Origin of the sequence: Enterovirga aerilata (assembly GCF_013044135.1) — a bacterium.
GTDB classification, from domain to species: domain Bacteria; phylum Pseudomonadota; class Alphaproteobacteria; order Rhizobiales; family Beijerinckiaceae; genus Enterovirga; species Enterovirga aerilata.
The window spans coordinates 156,132-176,170 of sequence record NZ_JABEPP010000007.1 but is presented as its reverse complement, the minus strand read 5'-3'; the positions used below and the strand labels follow the sequence as shown (position 1 = coordinate 176,170).

Genomic DNA, 20,039 nt, shown 5'->3' with positions numbered 1-20,039 from the left:
GAAAGCTGCTGCAGACATCCTCAAACCCCGCATCCACGTCGGTAGTAGAACGCAGGGTTAACGAAGTGTAAACCGCTTTGCTCCGAATAGGTTAATCCCAGTGGTTAATGTTGTGTTCTGCCTCGTTCGAGTGCAGACTGACGAGGTTTGGCGTGGCTTTAGGCGGCGTCCTGGCGGGGCACGAGCTGAGCCACCGGCTGCGGCTTCCCGAACAGGTAGCCTTGGGCCTGCTCGGCGCCGAGCGCCTCGACCTCCCGTCGCTGCTGCTCCGATTCGATTCCCTCCACGACAACCTGCATCCCGAGCCGGTCCGCGAGCTGGCAGACGACCTCGATGATGGAGCGTGACGGCCCGTCCGAGGTGACGTGCTGGGCGAAGGTGCGGTCGATCTTCACCTTCGAGAACGGATAGCGGGCGAGATAGGCAAGGGACGAGTAGCCGATCCCGAAATCGTCGAGCGAGAAGCGCACGCCGATCCGATGAAGCGCCTGGATGGCCTCCAGCGATGCCTCCTGGTCCTCGATGAGCAGCGATTCGGTCACCTCTAGCTCGAGGCGGTTCGCGGGCAGGCGGCTGATGAGGAGCGCATCCTTCACCGCGCTGATCAGGCCGGCGGTGCTCTTGAACTGGAAGGCCGAGACGTTGACGGCCACCGAGACGTCGGCAGGCCAGTTGCGCGCATCCATGCAGGCGCGGCGAATCGCCCATTCTCCCATCTCGACGATGAGCCCGGTCTGCTCCGCGATCGGGATGAAGTCGGAGGGCGGGACGAAGCCGCGGGTCGGGTGCTCCCAGCGCATCAGCGCCTCGTAGGAGACGACGCGGCGCGACCGCAGGTTCACGATCGGCTGGTAATGGAGGAAGAGCTTGCCCGTGCGGCAGGCCTCGCGCAGATCCTGCTCGAGCTCGCGGCGGGTGTTGAGATTCTCGGCGAGCTGCGGCTCGAACATCACCACCGTGTTCCGGCCGGCTGCCTTGGCCGCGTAGAGCGCCATGTCGGCCGCGCGCAGGACGTCGCTCGGATCGTCCCCGTGCTCGGGGATGAGCGCGATGCCCACGCTCGTGGTCACGTAGAGCGTGCGCCCGGCGAGGTCGAACGGCGTCCGCATCGCCTCCAGAATGCGCTCGGCGGTCGCGACGGCATCCTCCGGCCGCTTCGGCCGCGACAGGAGCAGGAACTCGTCCCCGCCGAAGCGCGCGACGAGCTCGCCCTGGGAGAGGACCGTCTGCAGCCGCTCGGCGACCTGCACCAGGAGCTGGTCGCCGCATTCGTGGCCGAGGGAGTCGTTGATGCTCTTGAAGTTGTCGAGATCGATGTAGAGGACCGCGAAGCTCTTGTCCCGCCCGCCCGTCGCCTCTGCGCAGACCTTCCTCAGGACCTGGTTGAAGCGGAAGCGGTTGGGCAGGCCGGTCAGGTTATCGCTGTGCGCCAGGCGCTCGATCTGCGCGGCCGCGGCCTTCCGCTCGGTCGCGTCCTCCGTGACCATGAGGATGCCGCCGTCCCCCGTCACCTCCGCATGGACGACGAAGATCTGGCCGCGCTCGGTCATGATCTCGATCTCGTTGGTCTGGCCGGAGCGCAGAGCGCGGCGGCAGACCTCGCCGAGGTCGCGCGCGGCGGCCGGGGCCAGAACCTGGGCGGCGATCAGCCGGTCGAGCATGCGGGTGAGGAGCGTGCCGGGCGTGAGATCCTCCGCGCCGAGCCGGTACATCTCCGCAAAGCGCAGATTGGCGAGTTCGAGCTCGAGCCGCGCGTTGAACATGACGAGGCCGTGCATCATCGAGTTCAGGGCGGAATCGAGGGTCAGGTTCTTGCTGCGGAGCGAGGTCGCGAGCGTCTCCGAGCGCTTGCGCGCGGCCGCGAGTTCCAGAAGGTTCCGGTTCAGCGAGAACGCGATCGCGATGTTCGTGATGATGAAGAAGGCGATGAAGCCGGAGATCGCCGAGTAGAAGGGCTGCTCCGCTTCCGAGAGCCCGATCGCCATCGGGGCGCAGAAGGCGAGGAGCTGGACGATCACGAAGATCGGCCGTCCGGCATTGCGCGCCACGTAGCCGGCCGAGAAGGCGATCGCCGCCACGATCGTGATGATGTGGGACGGGATGTCGTCCGTCCAGGCGAGCGCGATGAAGCACATCATGCCGAGGACGGCCGAGAACGCGGTCGCGCCGATGAAGAACTCGCGATCCCACGCCCTGATCTCCTCGTCCGTCTGCTCGCGGCGGCGGATCGCGGCGTGGTAGCGCCAGACCGTGACGATCCTCAGCGCGACGATCACCGCCGTGAGCCAGAAGATCGGCAGGAAGATCGGGTTGCCGGAGGACTTCCAGCAGAACAGCGAGATCGCCGCCCCGACGACGTTCGACAGGATGATCGAGGTCGGCGAGGAAAAGAGGGAATGGACGAGGACCCGATAGAGCTTGGGATCGCGCGATTCCTGCGCGTTCGGGCCATAGGCCATGAGCGAGAGGCGCGCGGCCAGCCGGCTCAGTCGTGACGCCTGCAGCGCAGCTACCCGGTTCATCACGGCACCCATGTCACGCGTGGCTCAGCCAAACGCGGATCTCTCCCCACAGCGGCTTGGTCCGGCATTTCCGCACAGTGCGCGTGATTTAGCGCGCGGTCCCTTAACGCCGGGTTCAACAAAGTGTCGAAAGCCGGGGCTGGTCGCAAAGCCTTCGGGGAGTTATCTCATACCCTCGACCAGGCGAGGCAGCCGGCGAGCGGCGCCGAGCTGCCGACGAGAAGCGCGCCGCGCCGGTAGAGCTCCCAGGCGCTTCCATTCGGGCCGAGATCGACCGCCAGGAGTTCGCCCGACGGATCGCTCCAGAGCACGCGGCCATCGGCCTGCGCCACCGCCGCGAAGGCGGCCGGCGCGCCGAGGCCAGGCCGGAACAGGACCATCGCGGTCGAAACGCCGGGCGGGGGAAGCATCGCAACCAACCCCGAGAGCACGACGAAGCCGGCGAGCAGGGCCGCGACGGCCGGCCCTCTCCTTCCATGGCCTCCGGGCGTCGGGCCGTTTCCGGCGCGCCGGACGAGCCACAACCCGAGCGCGAGGCTCGGCAACCCGAATACCACCAGCCAGCCGATATCCCAGAGCAGCGGATTCGGCACGCCGACCCGGATGCGGTGGATCTGGAGGACCCAGTGGAAGAGCACGACATCGGCAAACTGCCACACCGCGAAGCCGAGTGCGGTCGCCGCGAGCACCCGGAGATCGACCCCGCGGTCCTCGAATCCGCGGCGCCCGCGCCAGAGCAGCCAGAGCCCCAGGGACGCGATGGCGTACATGAGCACGTGGAACAGGCCGTCGGCCAGGATCTGCACCCTGAGGTCCCGGACGGCCTCCGCGTCGACCAGGCTCAGGAGGTGGTGCCATTGCAGCACCTGGTGCAGCAGGATGCCGTCGAAGAAGCCCCCGAAGGCGAAACCGAGTACGAAGCCGGCTCGGGTGAGGCTGCGGCCTCCGTCGCGTGCCATGTGCGTCGCCATTCCGCCCGTCCTCCTTGCGGCGCTCACCAGGAATCGAACAGCACGACGGTTATGGCGAGAAGGACGAACAGGCAGATCCCCTGAAGCAGCTTGGCCGCGATCCAGGCGCGGTAGCGCTCGATCTCGCTCGGCGCGCCATCCTCGGCGCACCGATCCTCGAAGCGCCCGTCGTTCTGCAATCCCCGCGACATCGCCCCAGCCCCGGCCAGACTGCCCGGTCAGGAAATTCGGGCGGAGGGCCGCGGGTTGCCGTCCCGGATCGGACGGTGCTTCCGAGCGCGTCAGGCGGCCCGGATCGCAAGCGCGAGATCCGCCGCGAAAGGCGGGGCGCGCAGGGTGAGGCCGCCCTCGCCCGCCACGGCCGCCTCGCTCGACGCGATCCGGCCCGCCCGCGTGTCGAAGGCCGTCACTTGGTAGCGCCCGGCGCGCAGGCCGGGAACGCGGAGGCTCGCCCCGATCGGGCCGGCGTTGCGGCGGAGCATGCCGTCCCGGCCGAGGATATCCGTCCGGAGCAGCCAGACCACGGCCTGCCTTTCGTCGCCGCAGCCGAAGACCGCGACCCCGAGGGTGTCGATCGCGATCTCCGCGTTGAGGTTGCGACGGCGGAACCCCGCCCAGTCGATCAGCGGCAGGAAAGCCGAGAGGGCCCGCTGCGCTTCGCGCATGCCGGGCGTGAGAGTATGCGGCGTGCGATTCGGCCAACGCATGCCGCCCCCCGCAGCGCCGGAGGCGAGATGCGCCCATTGCATGTGCCGGAAATATTCGTCGTCGAAGGGCGCCGGCAGCGTCTTCCTCTTGTCCTTGAAGCGGTGAATCGGCCCGTGCTCGGTGTCGAGGAAGGGGCGGGCATCCGTGATCTCGGCGAGCGCCTCGCGCACGATCTCGCCCGTGCTGACCGCGGGCGCGACCGTATCCTGCGGGTCGTCGATCGTCCCCTCGCGGTAGAGGTGGATGGACGCGAAATCGAGGTCCGGGTGCCGGAAGATCGGCTCCTTCAGCGGCATGTGCGGTCGCCACCAGAGTTCCGGCCCGAAGAGCGACACGGTCTGGGGATGGCTGCGGCCGTAGCGGCGGCGCTCCAGCGTGCGGACATGCTGGCTGAGATCGTGGATGAACTCGCCGAAGCAATCCGCGGAGCCGCCGGCCTGGGCCGGGTGGATCTCGTTCCAGAGATCCCAGGCGAAGAGCGCTCCGCTCCCGCCCCAGCGTTCCACGGCGAAGGTGAAGCGCGCCTTGATCGCCTCCCGCGTGCCGCCGCAGAGGAGGAACTCGGAGGGGTGCTTCAGCGGCCCGCCGTTGCGGATGTTGTAGGGGTGCCGGTCCCAGCGCAGCCACATCCAGAAGGTGTCGAAGGGCGTGAGCAGGATGCGCAGCCCGACCGCCTCGCACAGGGCGAAAAGGTCGTCCCAGAGCCTCACCATGGCAGGCACGAAGCGGCCCGCCGGCCGCTCCAGGTAGCGGTGCCTCACCTGCGCGTATTCCATCATCAGCCGCAGGCAGGTGACGCCGTGCGCCTTCAGCCAGCGCAGATGCGCTTCCACGGCGGGCAGGTCGCGCCGGCCGAACAGGCCCTTGAACTCGACCCAGGAGATCGCGTCGTTCTGGCCGATCGGCGTCCAGGGCGCGCCGTCCTCCGTGACGAAATAGGGTGCGCCGGGCGCCACCTGCACCCAGGGCTGCCCCGCCGGTCGGAGTTCGCTCGCACGGGGCGAGGCGAGGCCCGGCGCGACGTCACGGCGCAGCCGGGCAAGATCGTGCAGGCGGTCTTTGCGGAGGGCATCCGTCAAGGAACGGCTCTCGGGTCGGGATCGGGCGGCCGGATCTCTGCCGCGGGCAGCGGATCAGAGTAGCTGAACGCCGGATCCCCGGCCTGGTTTCCGCAGGCCCTCCAATGCCCAGAGCGAGCGGCACGACCTCGGCCCGTTCTGCCGGGATGTCATCCGACGGGCAGAGGCAGCATGTGAAGCGCGTCCCTATGTCAAGAATATAATCCTATGATCGTTCTTCGCATGCGTCGGCTTTCGCCGCAGCTGCGGAGAGATGGACCGATCCCGCGCCGGCCTCCGTGATCGGCCTCACGCCCTCACTGGCCGGGCACCATCTGCGGCCTTTTGCGGCCGAACCGTTCCGTGACGAACGAGATCAGCGGCCAGAACAGCATCGCGAGCGCGAGCGTCACGAGGATCGCGACGAGCGGGTTGGCCCAGAAGATGGAGAGGCTGCCGCGCGAGAGCAGCATGGCCTGCCGGAAGGAGCTCTCCGCCATGTCGCCGAGCACGAGCGCGAGAACGAGCGGCGCGAGCGGGTAGCCGAGCTTCTTGAACAGGTATCCGAGCACCCCGAAGATCAGCATCACCGAGATGTCGAGCAGTGCGTTGTGCACCGTGTAGGCTCCTACCGCGCAGACCACGAGGATGATCGGCGCGATGATGCTGAACGGGATGCGCAGGATGGAGGCGAAGAGCGGGACCGTCGTCAGCACCACGATCAGGCCCGCGATGTTGCCGAGATAGATGGAGGCGATGAGGCCCCAGACGAAGTCCTTCTGCTCGACGAAGAGCAGCGGGCCCGGCTGCAGCCCCCAGATGAGCAGGCCGCCGAGCAGCACCGCCGCGGTCGGCGAGCCGGGAATGCCGAGGGTCAGCATCGGCAGAAGCGCGCTCGTCCCGGCGGCGTGCGCGGCGGTCTCTGGAGCGAGAACGCCCTCGATCTCGCCCTTCCCGAACCTCGCGCCGTTGCGCGAGAACCGCTTGGCCAGGCCGTAGCTCATGAAGGAGGCGGGCGTGGCGCCGCCCGGCGTGATGCCCATCCAGCAGCCGACGATGGAGCCGCGCAAGGCCGTCAGCCAGAGCCGCGGCAACTCCTTCCAGGTATGGAGGACGACCCGCAGGTTGATCTTGGCGGAGCGGCCCTTGAAGGCGAGGCCCTCCTCCATGGTGAGCAGGATCTCGCCGACGCCGAAGAGGCCGATCACGGCGACCAGGAAGTCGAAGCCGCGCAGCAGCTCGGCCGAGCCGAAGGTCATCCGGAGCTGGCCCGTCACCGTGTCGAGGCCGACCGCCGCGAGCGCGAAGCCGAGCATCATCGCGGAGATCACCTTGAAGGGCGATTCCTTGCCCATACCCACGAAGGAGCAGAAGGTGAGGAGATAGACGGCGAAGAACTCGGCCGGCCCGAAATTCAGCGCGAATCTCGCGATGACGGGCGCCAGGAAGGTGAGAAGGAGGGTCGCGACGAAGGCGCCGAAGAACGAGCCCGTGAAGGCCGCGGTCAGCGCCTCGCCCGCGCGGCCCTGTTGCGCCATGGGATAGCCGTCGAAGGTCGTGGCGACCGACCAGGGCTCGCCCGGGATGTTGAAGAGGACGGAGGTGATCGCACCGCCGAACAGGGCTCCCCAGTAGATGGAGGAGAGCATGATGATCGCCGAGACGGGCGACATGGAGAAGGTGAGCGGGAGCAGGATCGCGACGCCGTTCGCCCCGCCGAGGCCCGGCAGCACCCCGATCAGCACGCCCAGGAAGATGCCGACGAACATGTAGACGATGTTCATCGGGTCGCCGAGGACGCCAAAGCCGTGGATCAGCGAGGTCAAGGCTTCCATTGGTCGTTTCCCGGGTCCCTGATTGCGTCTTGCCGATGCCTTGCCGTGGCGCGGGTCAGTAGCCGAGCGCCGTCTCGAGCGGGCCTTTCGGCAGCGGCACGAGGAACCAGATCTCGAACATCACGAAGAGAAACAGCGGCACGAGGACCGCGATCGGCGCAGCCTTGTAGATCGGGTATTTCCCGAGCCAGGTCATGAAGAACAGGATGAAGATCGTCGTCGAGACATAGATCCCGAGCAGGCCGATCAGGACGACGAAGGCCACCGTCGGCAGAAGTACCTGAAGAACCTGCTTGAGCTGGGCGCGCTCGACGAAGTTCGTGTGGTCGGGACCGGCCATCACGCCGAGCCCGAAGGTCGTCGCACTGGCGATGAACATGATGAGCCCGATATAGAACGGGAAGTATCCGGCCTGCGGCCCGTCCTCGACCCAGCGGGCGCCGATGCGCCAGTTGTCGTACATGACCAGGATGGATGCCGCGATGAAGCCGCCCGCGACGACGAGCTCCATCGTGCGGTTGGAGACGGTGTGCTCGCTGCCTTCGCCCGTATGTGCCATGCGCCCGGCGGTCCTTCAGCGGTCTGCGAAAGGGACGGGCCGCGCGCCGGCGCGGCCCGCGGGGTGGTCGGAGGTCAGGACTTGGCGAGGAAGCCCGCCTTCTCCATCAGGCCGCGATGCGTGTCGGCCGCCTTCTTGAGCCAGGCCTTGAACTCCTCGCCCGTCATGAAGGTCGTGTTGAAGGCGCCCTTCTCCATGAAGTCCTTCCAGTCCGGGGTCTCGCGGACCTTCTTGAACAGGTCGACATAGAAGGCGACCTGATCGGGCGTCGCGCCGGGCGTCGTGAAGAACCCGCGCAGCATCAGGTATTCGACGTCCAGCCCCTGCTCCTTGCAGGTCGGGATGTCGCCCCAGCCCATGTCGGCCGTGACCTTGCCCTGGAGGGGGATGCGCTGGCTGTCGAAGACGCAGAGCGGGCGCAGCTCGCCGGCCCGCCATTGCGCGACCGCTTCGATCGGGTTGTTGACGCTCGAATCGACATGGCCGCCGACGAGCTGCGCCGCCACGTCGCCGCCGCCCTTGTACGGGATGTAGGTGAGCTTGCTGCCGGTCGCCTGCTCGATGGCGGCCGTGATGATCTGGTCCTCCTGCTTGGACCCCGTGCCGCCCATCTTGAACTGGTGCGGCTGCCCGCCCTTGATCGCCTCGACATAGTCCTTGGCGGTCTTGTACGGGGACTTGGCGTTCACCCAGAGCACGAACTCGTCGAGCGCGAGCATCGCGACGGGGGTCATGTCTTCCCACTTGAAGGGGACGCCGGTGGCGAGCGGCGTCGTGAACAGGTTCGACAGGGTGATGATGATCTTGTGCGGATTGCGGGTGGAGCTCTTCACGTCGAGGAAGCCCTCCGCGCCCGCGCCGCCCGCCTTGTTGATGACGACCAGCGGCTGGGACATCAGGTTGTGCTTCTGCACGATCCCCTGGATGACCCGGGCCATCTGATCGGCGCCGCCGCCGGTCCCGGCCGGAACGATGATTTCGACCGGGCGGGTGGGCTGCCATGCCGCCTCGGCGGGCGCGAGGCCGCACGCCCCGGCGACCGCCGCCGCGGCCGCAAGCAGGCGAGCCGAAACTCTGTTTCGCTTCATTGGCGTTCCTCCGTGCCGGCTGTTGTCTCGGCCTTGCGGGCCGGCTCCGCCGTGCGCAGGTGCAGAGTACACAATATACCACGCCCTGCAATCGGTCCCGTCGCCCTTCGCGTCCTTTCTTGGGATAGGTCAGCGAAGCTGAACTATCCGGCCCGCAAATTTCGGCCGGGCCGGGCAGCGTAGACGCCGGGCAAGTGCTTTGCACGCTCGGAATTGATTGTACTTCGGCAGCAGAGATTTGTTGCGGAGCACAATCGGCGGAAGCATCCGTCCAAGCAAACATCTGATCTTCGGCAGATCCGAAGCCGGCGGTCCGGCACGCTGATGCACTCCGGCCTGTGTGAGGCCGCTCACGGTTCGGGGCCGCGCCTGCCCTCATCCTCCGCTTCCAGGGCGTGCGCTCCTGCGAGCCCGCCCCGGAGGATGGGAGCAGCGTCATGGCGAGAGATCCACGAGAGCGCGGCGTCACGGTCGCGGCGGCCCTCTACCCGCTCGGCGGCATCTGGTCCGCCGGGCCGGAACCCGAGAGGAAGCAGGTTCGGACCTGGATGGGCGCGCTCGCCCGCCGCGTCGCGATGATGCGCGAGGCGATCGCCGCGCACCGCGCGCGACGGGAGATGATGATGCTGGACGACTGGATCCTGAAAGATATCGGCCTGTCCCGCGGCGAGCTTTCGGGCCGCGACATCGACCGGCACGCAACCCGGTCCCGGCGCTGAGGAGACGGGACATGCCACTCGCCCCCCTCCCCCGGTCCGGCCGGCTCTTCGCGACCGATGGCGGGGCTCGAGACGACGCCGGTCGTCCTGGCGGCGTGGACCTTCCTTGCTTCGCGGCCTTCCCGCTCGTGCTCGCTCGGAAGTCGGGCGGCGCTCGCGCGCTACGACCGGCCCTATCTGGAGCTGGCGCGGCGTCGTCGGACAGGCTTCGAGCTCGACAGCGGACCTGGCGCGCGAGCCCGCGTGCCTTTAGGAAGCCCCGCCGGTTTCGGCCGACGCAGCCGCCGTCCAGCGATAGGCGATCTCGAGCGGCTCGACCCGGCCGCGAATCCCGACCCGGCGCCTGCCATCGACCGCCGCGAGGAAATCCGGCGGGCTCCCGGCCGCGCGGATCAGGTCCGCGCTGACGACGAGCGCGGCGCCAAGCCCCTTGCCCACCTCCATGAGCCGGCTCGCGACATTGACGCTGTCGCCCGTGGCCGTGATCTGTTCCTGCGCGGCCGAGCCGAGCCGCGACAGGACGACCGGCCCGTGATGGGCGCCGACCCGAACCCCGACCCGGCTTGCGAGCCCATCGGTGCGGTTCGCCAGCCAGTCCCGCACGGCCTCCACCATCTCGGCCGAGGCGCGCAGCGCCCGCGCCGCGTCGTCCGGGGCGGGATCGGGCACGCCGAAGAGCACCATGGCGCCGTCGCCCATGAAGTTGATCACGACGCCGCCGCGCCGTTCCGCCGTGTCGCAGACGACGGCGTGGAACTCCTTCAGCATGTTGCGCGTGCGCTCGGGGCCGAGCCGCTCGCTCGCGCCCGTGAAGCCGCTGAGATCGAGGAAGAGGACTGCCGCGTCCTGCGCGACCGGTTCGGCCAGGTAGGACGGATCGGCCGCGATCCGGGCCGCGAGCGCGGGCGCCTGGAAGCGGCGGAGCGCCTCCTCCGACCGAAGGAGCCTGAGCGTGCGGATCCGGTCCAGCGCCTGGCGCCCGACGATCCCGAAGGCGACGCCCGGCGCCATGGCCGCGAAGGGGAGGACGGCGCCGAGCCAGATGCCGGACCGGAAGGCCAGCACGGCGCCGAGCAGCCATGCCGCTGCGAGGGCCGCCGAGATGAGGAGCCCGCCCGCGGGCGGCAGGAGCGCGAAGGCGAGCGCGGTCGCGGCCGCGAGTGCCACCGCGGCGCCCCCGTCGATCCGCCGCGCGCGGCCGTCCCGCACGAGCCCATCGCCATGCCGCAGATGCGCGGCTGCGGTCGCAAGCACCTCCACGCCGGGCATGACCGGGTCGAAGGGTGTCGCAAAGCTGTCGGCGGTGCCGACCGCAGTGGCGCCGAGGAGCACGACCCGCCGCTCGAACTGGCTGTGCTCGGCGGCGCCGCGCAGCAGAGCTGCCGCGCTCACCGTCGGGATGGCGCCGCGCGGGCCGTAGAAGCGCAGTGGCAGGGTCCAGCCGAGATCCGTCGGAACCGCGAGCGGCCCGATGCGCACGAGGTCCGTCCCGAGCGTGGGATTGGCGCCGGCGGCCCGGGCGGCAAGCTGGAGTGGAAAAGAAGGTAGAACGCCGTCGGGCCCGCTCACGAGGAGCGGGACGTGCCGCGGCGTCCCGCCCTGGTCGGCTGCGACGTTGACGGCGCCGATCGCGGCGGCTCCGCGGAAACGCTCGTGCGGCCAGAGGACGCGGGCGGCTTCCGGCAATCCCGGCTCCGTTCCGGCCGTCTCCGCGCCGGTGTTGAAGATCGCCGCCGCCCCGATCACGGCTCCCGTCTCGGCCAGGGCGGAGGCGAGCGCGGCGTCGTCCCTCTCGTCCCCGGGATCGACCAGCAGGATATCCACTCCGACCGACGCGGCGCCGAGGCCGTGGATGGCCCGGACGAGGCGCGCCACCGCCGAGCGCCGGAGCGGGAAGGAGCCCGCCTCGCGCACGGCCTCTTCGTCGATCGCGACGATCAGGACGTCCGCGGGCGCGGGCCGAGGACCGGACAGGAGGAAGCGCAGGTCCAGAAGCGGCGCCTCGATGCGGTCGAGAAAGCTCGCCCGCCCTTCCAGGTGCCGCAGGGCCAGCGCACCCGCCCAGGCGAGCGCCAGCGCGACGGCGAGCGTCGCATGCGCCGCCCGGAGCGTGCGGAGCCGCATCAGCGGCCGAAGCGGCCAAGGAAGAGAAGCGCCCGCTCCCGGCCCCAGCGCCGAACCTCGAGCGGGTCGGCACCCGGGCCGACATCGACGCCGTCTCCGGCCTGCAGCGTCACGGCCGGTCCGCCCGGCCGGTTCACGGCGACCGTGCCCGTCTGCACGAAGACGGAGCTGCGCTCGGGCGCCACCTCGACCGCCCACACGGTCCCGCGCACGGACGCGATTGCGTGCGGCGTCTGTATCTGGAAACCGCCGCGGCGGCCCGGCGGCACCTCGACGAGCACGCCCTTGCTCGTGAGATCGAGCCCCTCCGGGCGGCCGTTGCGGTTGCGCAGCCGATAGGCCGCGCCGCCCTCCGCCGTGATGGTGAGCCCATCCGGACAGGAGAGGGTCTCGCGCGGCGGATCGGCATAGGAGGTCACGGTGCAGCCGCGGCCCTGCGCGGCTGCGGGTCCGGCGCAGGCGATCGCGCAGGCCGCAAGCGCCAGGCCGGACATCCAGGGAGCGAGGCTCATTCGGTTGCTCCTTCGGTGGCCAGAGCGGCGAGTCCGGCGGGATCGACGAGCCGGATGCGGCCGCGCCCAAGCTCGATCAGGTTCATGCGTTTCCAGACCTGGAGCTGGCGGTTCACCGTCTCGCGCGTCGCGCCGACGAAGACGGCCAGCTCCTCCTGCGACACCGTCAGGTCGGCCCCATAATCCTCGGCGAGCGCGAGGAGGCGGCGGGCCAGCCGCTCGCTTACGCGCATGAGCACCGTCTCCTCCATCCGCTCGCTCATCCAGCGTATGCGCGTGCAGAGAAGCTCGATGATGCCGATTGCGACCGCCGGCCGCTGCGCCAGGAGATCGAGAAGGTCGCGCCGCCGCACGACGAACAGCTCGGCCCGCTCGGCCGCGATCGCGTCGGCCGTCCGGGGCCGACCGTCGAGCAGCGCCACCTCGCCGAACACGTCGCCCGGCCCGAGGAGGTTCAGCGTCAGGCGGCGGCCGCCCTCGGTGCCGGTGGCGATCCGGATCTGGCCCCGGCGGACGGCGTAGAGCGCGTCCGCCGGCTCGCCCTTTCCGAAGAGGACCTCGCCCGCCTGCAGCGTGCGCGAGACGCAGAGCCGGGAGATGGCGTCGATCGCGTCGGGCCCGAGCCCGGCGAAGAACGGATTGGCGCCCAGGAAACGGGCGAGTTGCGCAGGCTCCGCCACGGCCGACCTCTTTCCAGAGCCCGAATACCGTTCTGCGCAAGCCGGCCCTGTGACGGACATCACGGAATCCGCCGCGGCCGCGCCCGCCGACCATAGCAGAGATGACGGCCGGCGGAAGCTTGGCCGGCGATCTCGGCCGGAGGGCGGCGTGCTCAGGCGCGGGCGAGCTTGCCGTGGCGCTTTACGAGCCGGTCGCGCTTCAGACGCGACAGCCGGTCGATCCAGAAGATGCCGTCGAGCTGGTCGATCTCGTGCTGGAGCACGGCGGCCGCGAAGCCTTCCGCCTCCTCCTCGCGGGCTTCGCCGTCGAGCGTCCGGAACGCGATCCTGACGCGGGCGGGCCGGGCGACCGTCTCGCGCAGGCCAGGCATGCTGACGCTGCCCTCCGGATGGGACGCGATCTCCGGCGCGGCCCAGGCGATGGCGGGATTGACGAAGAACCGGGTCTCGGCCCCGGGCTCCAGCCGCACGACGACGACGCGCCGCAGCACCCCGATATGCGGGGCCGCGAGCCCGATAGCCGCCACGGCCGCGAGCGTGTCGGCGAGGTCGCGCGCCAGCGCCGCAAGATCGGGACCGAAATCCCCAATAGGCTCGGCCGCCTGGCGCAGGCGCGGATCGGGAAACATGACGAGCGGTCGCACGGCCATCGGGTCGTGACTTAACGAAGCTGAAACGGAGCCCGCACGACTTTGCCGGTCCCATTCAGGAAAGGGCAAGCATGGCGGACGAGATCGGGATCGCGGGCAACCGGGTGCGCTCCTTCGTGGAGCGCGTCGAGCAGCTCGAAAGCGAGATCGCGGAGCTGAACGAGCAGAAGAAGGAGGTCTTCGCCGAGGCCAAGGGCGAGGGCTTCGACGTGAAGATCCTCAAGGAGATCATCAAGATCCGCAAGCAGGACAAGGACGAGCGCGACGAGCACGAGACGCTCCTCGACGTCTATCTGCGGGCGATGGAGACGGCGGAGCCCGAAGCCGAGCCGATGAAAGAAGCGGCCTGAGCGGAACCGCTCCCGGGAGGCCGCAGGCGCGGCCTCCCATGCGGCGGGTCAGCCGCTGATCCGCTGGATCTCCGCGCCGCAGCGACCGAGCTTCGCCTCCAGCGCCTCGAAGCCGCGGTCGAGATGGTAGACGCGGTGGATCTCGGTCTCGCCCTCGGCCGCGAGCCCGGCGATGACCAGCGACACCGAGGCCCGCAGATCCGTGGCCATGACGGGGGCGCCCTTCAGCTTCTCGACCCCCTCGACGATGGCGGCGTCGCCGTCGAGCCTGATCTGAGCGCCGAGCCGCGCCAGCTCCTGCACGTGCATGAAGCGGTTCTCGAAGATCGTCTCGCGGATGCGCGAGATCCCGTCCGCCCTGGTCATGAGGGCCATGAACTGAGCCTGGAGATCGGTGGGGAAGCCCGGATAGGGATCCGTGGTGACGTCGACCGCACGCAGGCCCGAGCCGTTGCGGTAGACGCGGATGCCTTCGTTCGTCGTCGTGACCTCCGCGCCCACCTGAGTGAGCACGTCCAGGGCCTGCTGCAGGTATTCGGGCCGGGTGTTCTCCAGCACGACGTCGCCGCCCGTCATCGCGACCGCGATGGCGTAGGTGCCCGTCTCGATCCGGTCCGACATCACGGCATGCGTCGTGCCATGGAGGCGGGCGACGCCGTCCACCACGATCCGGGAGGTGCCCGCCCCGGATATCTTGGCCCCCATCTTCGACAGGCAACTCGCGAGATCGGCGACCTCCGGCTCGCGCGCGGCGTTCTCGATGACGGTGGTGCCGTCCGCGAGCGTCGCCGCCATGAGCGCGACATGCGTCCCGGACACCGTGACCTTCGGGAACTCGATCTCCGCCCCCTTCAGGCCGCGCGGCGCCCTGGCCAGGACATAGCCGCCCTCGACATCGATCTGGACGCCCATCCGCTCGAGCGCCATCAGAAGCAGGTCGACCGGCCGCGTGCCGATGGCGCAGCCGCCCGGCATGGAGACCCGCGCCTCGCCGAAGCGTGCCACGAGCGGCGCGATCACCCAGAAGCTCGCCCGCATCCGGGAAACGAGCTCGTAGGGGGCGCAGGTGTCGATGACCGAGGAGGCGTCGAGCCGGATCGTCTGCCCGGTCTCGGTCGTCTGGCCGGGCCGCTTGCCGGTGACCGTGTGGTCGACGCCGTGATTGCCGAGGATGCGGAGCAGGAGGTTCACGTCGGCAAGCCGGGGCACGTTGCGCAGCTCGAGCGGCTCGCCCGTGAGCAGGCTCGCGGTCATGAGCGGCAGCGCGGCGTTCTTCGCCCCCGAGATCGGGATCACGCCGTTGAGCTGCGCCCCTCCCCTGATCCTGATCCGATCCATGCAATCCTCTCCGGCCCCCGCCGTCCGGAGAGCCTTAGCCTAGCCGGCCTCGTTCTTCGAGCCGTCCCGCCGGTCGGGGGGCGCGGCAGAAGGCGCGCCCTCGCGCTCCGGCGCCTTCGCGGCAGCCTTGCGCCGGCGAAGGTTCTCCCGCAACGCCGCCTTCAGGCGCTCCGCCCGCTTCTCGTCCAGCTCCGCCTCCGAATCACCGGCGACCGAACGTCACCCGGGTTCATCCATACTTCGCAATCGCGGTTCGACGCGGTAAGCGGACCGCCGAGGGTCGCGGCCGGCCCGCTTTCTGGCCCATGATGGACTATCGTCAATACTTTGTGAACGCGCTGGAGCGCCTGCGCGGCGAGGCCCGGTACCGCTCCTTCGCCCGCATAGAGCGCCGGGCGGGCGCCTTCCCGTACGCTACCTGGCATTGTCCGGACGGCCCGCGCGAGATCGTGGTCTGGTGCTCCAACGACTATCTCGGCATGGGCCAGCATCCCGATGTGGTGCAGGCCATGGTCGAGACGGCCGCGGCGACGGGCGTCGGGGCGGGCGGCACGCGCAACATCTCCGGCACGAGCCGCGCGGTCGTCGAGCTCGAGGCCGAGCTGGCGGACCTGCACGGCAAGGAGGCCGCTCTCGTCTTCACATCGGGCTATGTCTCGAACGAGACCGGCATCGCGACCATCGCCCGGCTCATGCCGGGCTGCGTCGTGCTCTCGGACGCGCTCAACCACAATTCCATGATCGAGGGCGTGCGGCGGTCGGGCGCCGAGAAGCTCATCTTCCGTCACAACGATCTCGCGCATCTCGAAGAGCTGCTTCGTGGAATCGCGCCCGAGCGTCCGAAGCTGATCGTCTTCGAGAGCGTCTATTCCATGGACGGGGACATCGCGCCGATCGGGGCGATCTGCGACCTCGCCGAGCGCTACGGCGCCATGACCTACCTGGACGAGGTCCATGCGGTCGGGATGTACGGCCCGCGTGGCGGCGGCATCGCCGAGCGGGACGGCGTGATGGGCCGGGTGGACGTGATCGAGGGCACGCTGGCCAAGGCGTTTGGCGTGCTCGGCGGCTATGTGGCGGCCTCGGCCGAGATCGTCGACGCGATCCGGGGCTATGCGCCGGGCTTCATCTTCACGACGGCGCTGCCGCCCCCGGTCGCGGCCGCGGCGACCGCCTCCGTGCGGCACCTCAAGCGCTCCGCGGCCGAGCGGCTCGCCCAGGCGCGCCAGGTCGCCTCCACCAAGACCGCGCTCGCCGCCGCGGGCATCCCGGTCCTGCCGGGCGACACGCATATCGTGCCGGTGACGGTCGGCGACGCGGCGCTCTGCAAGACCGCCTCCGACCGCCTCCTGGAACGGCACGGCATCTATATCCAGCCGATCAACTTCCCGACCGTGCCGCGCGGCACGGAGCGGCTGCGGATCACGCCGACGCCGTGCCACGACGACCGGCTCGTCGGCGAGCTGACGCGGGCGCTCGTCGAGGTCTGGACTGCGCTCGGGCTCCCGCTCCGGCACCGGGCCCAGGCGGCGGAGTAGACCCTCGCCTCCTTGCCGGCCGCCCCCGCCGGTGGCAACCTTTCGTTAAGAAATGCGTGGGGGCGTGGCATGGCGGGGCGGCATCTCCTCTGGTTCGCGGGGCTCGTTCTCATCGGCGGCGAGGCGCTGGCCGCCCCCGATGATGCGGCGGCCCGGGTGTCCCGCCTGTCCTGCTCGGCCATCGGCACGAGCCCGCTCGCGGCCGGCATCCGGTCGGGCGAGGCGCCGTTCGGGATCGCGGCGGCCGAGTGGCGGGAGCCGGTTCTGGAGGCCCTGAAGCGCCGCATGAGCGCCTGCGCGGCCGAGCTGCGGCGCGAGACCGCGCGGGAGATGCAGGCCGACGCGGCCGAGGCGAAGGCGCGGGAGGAGCGGGTCAGGTCGGCGGAGGAGATGGCGCGCGCCGCGCAGCTCGCGGCCGACCGCGCCGCGAATCTCCTGGCCGATGTCCGCACCGCCGCGCAGCGCGCCGCGATCGCAGCCGAGGAGCGTTTCCGGGTGCGCGAGGCGCGGCTCAAGGCGGATACCGAGACCCGCACCCGCATCGAGGCCGGGCTGCGCGACCTCGTTGCGGCCGAGCGGCGCGCGGCCGAGGAGCGGGTCGCGGCGGCCGCGGAGGCCCGCTCCCGTGCCGAGGCCGAGCGCCAGGCGAAGGCAGAGGCCGAGCGCAAGGCGCGCGCGGAGGCTGCGGAGGCCGCGCGCCTCGCCCGGCTGGAAGCGGAGGAGCGGGCGAAGACGCTCGCGGCCGAGGCGGCGGAATCCCGCACGCGGCTCGAGGCCGAGCTCAAGGCGCGCATCGAGGCGGAGGAGAAGGCCCGGCGCGATACGGAGGAGAAGGTCCGCGCGGCGGCGCTTGCGGCGGCCGAGGCCCGCGCCCGCGCCGAGGCGGAGCGCAAGGCCGCCGCCGAGGCGGAGGGCGCGCGCATCGGCGCTGCCGCGAGCCGCGCGACGGCGGCCGGCCCTGCCGCTCAGGCGAGCGCTCCGCCTCCGGTCCCCGCGCAGCAGGCGAGCCTCTCGCCGGGCGAGCGCGAGGCGGCGGCGGCCCGGGCCCGGCTGGAGGCCGAACTCGCCGCCATGGAGCGCCAGTTACGCGAGGCCGCCCGGCGGGCCCCCGCCGCAGCGCGGTGACGCACTCGGTTGCGCGCGGGGCTGCCATCATCTATTCACGGCCGCATCCGACGCGCCCCGGTTGCGTGCAGGCCCGTCCGCGGGCCGTCCGGGTCTGCTGCCGTAGCTCAGTGGTAGAGCACTCCCTTGGTAAGGGAGAGGTCGAGAGTTCGATCCTCTCTGGCAGCACCACCCGATCTCCTTACAAAACAACAGCTTGGGCCAAGCAGCGCACCCTTGGTGTGATGCGGCTCCGTGCAGAACGCAGCAAGAACCTGCGCCTATTCCGGCACGTTTCTGACACGCCGAATCTCGCTCCGTTCCTCCCGTCCCGTTCTCGGGGAGGCCGGGCATGAGCGGGCCTATCTGGATCCCGCCCGGGACACACATCGACCACGCCGCAACGCTACTGGTCGAGGCCGCAAGGGCTTCGGCAGATGGCGAAGCGTGGGCGACCTTCAACGGTATCGATATCCGAGCGTGCGGCAGCTCTGACTCTGCCGAGATCGTTCGGCAATGGCGGGCTGAAAGCGACCGACAGGACGAAGCCTACCGACAGTCGCCAGAGGGCCGTGCTGCGGCAGCCCGGAGTGCGGCGGAGGTCGAGGAGCTTCAGGAACGTCACGATGCGCTCGTCCACGAACTCGCGTCCATCCACCCCGCCGACCACGTCGCGCTTCTGGACTGGCTCTGCCGGCTCCAGCCGTGCTCCGACCGAGTCGGCGTCCGCGTGGACAGCGACACTATCGTCAAAGTGTTGGAACAGGCCGGCTACCGGGCGAACGCGAACGTGGGCCCGGCCTATCGTCCTGACGATCGCGAGAATGTCTTCCGGTACTTGGTCGGGCAGGCCTTGGACGGACTGAAGAACGGCCCGGCCATCCATCCCATCTTGCTCAAGTTTGCAGCGGAATGGCGGGAGCGTTTCGAAGCACCCCTCCCCCGCTCTCTCGGGAGGTGGGGATGAGCGTCAGCACGACCCAACGAAACGCAATCGACCTGGACATGCTGGTGCTGCGGACCTTGGCGGCCACGAACGGCGCGTCCGCGATCTGGCTTGCCCGGCAACTCGGATGGGAGCGAGGCGCGGTCAGTTACCGGCTCGGCCGGCTGCGGAAGCTTCGCGCCGTTGAGCACGATGGAGCATGGGGAGCGACCGCCGCAGGTCGTGCGCTTCTTGATCTCGCCTCCCCTCCCCCGCAGCCAAGTGGAGATCGGACGTGAGGGCGAGGGTCAGGCTTTCGGCTTGGCTTTCTCGCGGCGGGCGAGTTCGGCTTCGACGGCTTCGCGGATGAAGGCGGTCTTGTCCTCATCCGGGCGCAAGACGGCCACCATCCGCGCGAACGTGCCCTTCGGCAGCGCGGCGACCATCTTCTCGGGCCAGAGCATCTTACGTCCCACACGAGGCCGGCTATCCGGTGAGGCGATCTCCGTCAACAATTTCGCATATGCCCTATTGACCACGATAACGCATATGCCTTACATAACGCATATGGGTTACGGAGACAAGCAGATGGCCGCCAAGAAGATGAGCAAGACCCGCTACGTCAGTCTCCGCGTCGTGTTCGACAAACCCGTCTCCGACCGGGACGCGCTTGCGCTGGTGCGTAATGCGCTGAACGGGCAGCGCTTCGATCTGTCGATCATGGAAGAGGAGGGGGCCAGCGCCGGCACGTTCAAGGTGGCCAAGGTCATAGGCGGGGCGCTCTGATGACGACCTTGGCGCGCATCCGCGTCTACCACGTAGACAATCTGAACGGCCGCGACGAGGCGCTTGTCGCGGCCTGCAATCTGAAGGCGGCTGCGGCGGCGCTAGGTACGACCGAATACCAGGTCCGTCTTTTCGGCTGGCGCGCGGTCGATGCGGATGAGCCGGAACACGCGCTGGCGGTTCGCGCGGGTGCGCCCCTCTATCGGAAGATCCGCATCGGCGAAGGGGGCCTAGATGAATGGGCGCCGCAACCCGCCCGCGTCCCGCCCCGTGCAGGAGGATAGAGATGGAGTGGCAGGACATCAGCACGGCGCCGAAGGATGGGACGCCGTTTCTCGCGTGGTGCGACTTTCAGGACGGCAAGCCGGGGGAGCCGCACGTCCTCGCATGGACAGGTCGCCCCAGGTTCCCATGGGAGACCCCGTTCGATACCGGCTTCGGTCACGGCGGGTTCCGTGAGGACATCCCTCGCTTTTGGATGGCGTTCGACCCGCCTCACATCTCTAAAGCGAAGAGCCGGTGGTGGAACCCGCGCGTCGTGACCGCCCGCGCGTCTCAAGGACGAGAGAAGG

General features: G+C 69.6%; 20 protein-coding genes and 1 tRNA gene. 8 read left to right on the top strand and 13 right to left on the bottom strand.

What is annotated here, in order from left to right; genetic code table 11:
- Nucleotides 1–158: 158 nt before the first annotated feature.
- The 7 genes from HJG44_RS22355 to HJG44_RS22325 form a co-directional block, all read right to left on the bottom strand.
- Nucleotides 159–2,534: a putative bifunctional diguanylate cyclase/phosphodiesterase gene (locus HJG44_RS22355; RefSeq protein ID WP_171220610.1), complete on the bottom strand. Its 2,376-nt coding sequence runs from the start codon at nucleotides 2,532–2,534 to the stop codon at nucleotides 159–161.
- A gap of 155 nt (nucleotides 2,535–2,689) precedes the next feature.
- Nucleotides 2,690–3,493, bottom strand: a complete 804-nt coding sequence (locus HJG44_RS22350) for a DUF2243 domain-containing protein (protein WP_171220609.1) — start codon at nucleotides 3,491–3,493, stop codon at nucleotides 2,690–2,692.
- A gap of 23 nt (nucleotides 3,494–3,516) precedes the next feature.
- Nucleotides 3,517–3,684, bottom strand: coding sequence for a hypothetical protein (locus HJG44_RS22345; RefSeq protein WP_171220608.1), 168 nt, complete (start codon nucleotides 3,682–3,684; stop codon nucleotides 3,517–3,519).
- Nucleotides 3,685–3,774: 90 nt separating this feature from the next.
- A complete protein-coding gene (locus HJG44_RS22340) occupies nucleotides 3,775–5,280 on the bottom strand; it encodes a glycoside hydrolase 5 family protein (protein ID WP_246736427.1) in 1,506 nt (501 codons plus the stop codon).
- 296 nt (nucleotides 5,281–5,576) lie between these two features.
- Complete coding sequence (locus HJG44_RS22335; RefSeq protein ID WP_171220607.1) at nucleotides 5,577–7,094, bottom strand: tripartite tricarboxylate transporter permease; 1,518 nt, start codon at nucleotides 7,092–7,094, stop codon at nucleotides 5,577–5,579.
- A gap of 55 nt (nucleotides 7,095–7,149) precedes the next feature.
- Nucleotides 7,150–7,653 (bottom strand): tripartite tricarboxylate transporter TctB family protein, encoded by a 504-nt coding sequence (locus HJG44_RS22330; RefSeq protein ID WP_171220606.1) that lies wholly within the window; start codon nucleotides 7,651–7,653, stop codon nucleotides 7,150–7,152.
- Nucleotides 7,654–7,727: 74 nt separating this feature from the next.
- Nucleotides 7,728–8,741, bottom strand: coding sequence for a Bug family tripartite tricarboxylate transporter substrate binding protein (locus tag HJG44_RS22325; protein ID WP_171220605.1), 1,014 nt, complete (start codon nucleotides 8,739–8,741; stop codon nucleotides 7,728–7,730).
- Nucleotides 8,742–9,178: 437 nt separating this feature from the next.
- Between HJG44_RS22325 and HJG44_RS22320 the strand changes: the two genes are divergently transcribed.
- The gene (locus tag HJG44_RS22320; RefSeq protein ID WP_171220604.1) at nucleotides 9,179–9,460 is read left to right on the top strand and encodes a YjiS-like domain-containing protein; all 282 of its coding nucleotides are present in this window, start codon (nucleotides 9,179–9,181) and stop codon (nucleotides 9,458–9,460) included.
- 249 nt (nucleotides 9,461–9,709) lie between these two features.
- On the opposite strand, the gene HJG44_RS22315 is transcribed toward HJG44_RS22320, so the two are convergent.
- The 4 genes from HJG44_RS22315 to HJG44_RS22300 form a co-directional block, all read right to left on the bottom strand.
- On the bottom strand, nucleotides 9,710–11,584 hold the full coding sequence (locus HJG44_RS22315; protein WP_171220603.1) for a CHASE2 domain-containing protein: 1,875 nt from the start codon (nucleotides 11,582–11,584) through the stop codon (nucleotides 9,710–9,712).
- Nucleotides 11,584–12,096, bottom strand: coding sequence for a FecR family protein (locus tag HJG44_RS22310; RefSeq protein WP_430395090.1), 513 nt, complete (start codon nucleotides 12,094–12,096; stop codon nucleotides 11,584–11,586). The genes HJG44_RS22315 and HJG44_RS22310 overlap by 1 nt, the downstream gene beginning before the upstream one ends.
- The gene (locus HJG44_RS22305) at nucleotides 12,093–12,776 is read right to left on the bottom strand and encodes a cyclic nucleotide-binding domain-containing protein (protein WP_171220602.1); all 684 of its coding nucleotides are present in this window, start codon (nucleotides 12,774–12,776) and stop codon (nucleotides 12,093–12,095) included. Before HJG44_RS22305 ends, HJG44_RS22310 begins: the two co-directional genes overlap by 4 nt.
- Before the next feature lie 152 nt (nucleotides 12,777–12,928).
- A complete protein-coding gene (locus HJG44_RS22300) occupies nucleotides 12,929–13,426 on the bottom strand; it encodes a peptide deformylase (protein ID WP_171220601.1) in 498 nt (165 codons plus the stop codon).
- Between the two features lie 71 nt (nucleotides 13,427–13,497).
- Between HJG44_RS22300 and HJG44_RS22295 the strand changes: the two genes are divergently transcribed.
- Complete coding sequence (locus HJG44_RS22295) at nucleotides 13,498–13,776, top strand: DUF2312 domain-containing protein (protein ID WP_171220600.1); 279 nt, start codon at nucleotides 13,498–13,500, stop codon at nucleotides 13,774–13,776.
- Between the two features lie 48 nt (nucleotides 13,777–13,824).
- On the opposite strand, the gene murA is transcribed toward HJG44_RS22295, so the two are convergent.
- Nucleotides 13,825–15,114: a UDP-N-acetylglucosamine 1-carboxyvinyltransferase gene (gene murA, locus HJG44_RS22290; protein WP_171220599.1), complete on the bottom strand. Its 1,290-nt coding sequence runs from the start codon at nucleotides 15,112–15,114 to the stop codon at nucleotides 13,825–13,827.
- Between the two features lie 308 nt (nucleotides 15,115–15,422).
- Here murA and hemA point away from each other — a divergent pair, with 308 nt between their 5' ends.
- The 4 genes from hemA to HJG44_RS22270 all read left to right on the top strand — a co-directional run bounded on the left by hemA (nucleotide 15,423) and on the right by HJG44_RS22270 (nucleotide 18,723).
- Nucleotides 15,423–16,652, top strand: a complete 1,230-nt coding sequence (hemA, locus tag HJG44_RS22285) for a 5-aminolevulinate synthase (protein ID WP_171220747.1) — start codon at nucleotides 15,423–15,425, stop codon at nucleotides 16,650–16,652.
- A 69-nt stretch (nucleotides 16,653–16,721) separates the two neighbouring features.
- Nucleotides 16,722–17,777: a hypothetical protein gene (locus tag HJG44_RS22280; RefSeq protein ID WP_171220598.1), complete on the top strand. Its 1,056-nt coding sequence runs from the start codon at nucleotides 16,722–16,724 to the stop codon at nucleotides 17,775–17,777.
- A gap of 96 nt (nucleotides 17,778–17,873) precedes the next feature.
- Nucleotides 17,874–17,948 (top strand) — tRNA-Thr (locus HJG44_RS22275).
- Nucleotides 17,949–18,108: 160 nt separating this feature from the next.
- Nucleotides 18,109–18,723, top strand: a complete 615-nt coding sequence (locus HJG44_RS22270; protein WP_171220597.1) for a hypothetical protein — start codon at nucleotides 18,109–18,111, stop codon at nucleotides 18,721–18,723.
- A 266-nt stretch (nucleotides 18,724–18,989) separates the two neighbouring features.
- On the opposite strand, the gene HJG44_RS22265 is transcribed toward HJG44_RS22270, so the two are convergent.
- Nucleotides 18,990–19,145 (bottom strand): hypothetical protein, encoded by a 156-nt coding sequence (locus HJG44_RS22265; protein WP_171220596.1) that lies wholly within the window; start codon nucleotides 19,143–19,145, stop codon nucleotides 18,990–18,992.
- Between the two features lie 124 nt (nucleotides 19,146–19,269).
- Between HJG44_RS22265 and HJG44_RS22260 the strand changes: the two genes are divergently transcribed.
- Both HJG44_RS22260 and HJG44_RS22255 read left to right on the top strand, forming a co-directional pair.
- Nucleotides 19,270–19,467, top strand: a complete 198-nt coding sequence (locus HJG44_RS22260; RefSeq protein WP_171220595.1) for a hypothetical protein — start codon at nucleotides 19,270–19,272, stop codon at nucleotides 19,465–19,467.
- A gap of 8 nt (nucleotides 19,468–19,475) precedes the next feature.
- Nucleotides 19,476–19,751 carry a hypothetical protein gene (locus HJG44_RS22255; protein WP_210261284.1) on the top strand — a complete coding sequence of 92 codons (276 nt, stop codon included), beginning with the start codon at nucleotides 19,476–19,478 and terminating at the stop codon, nucleotides 19,749–19,751.
- Nucleotides 19,752–20,039 lie beyond the last annotated feature (288 nt).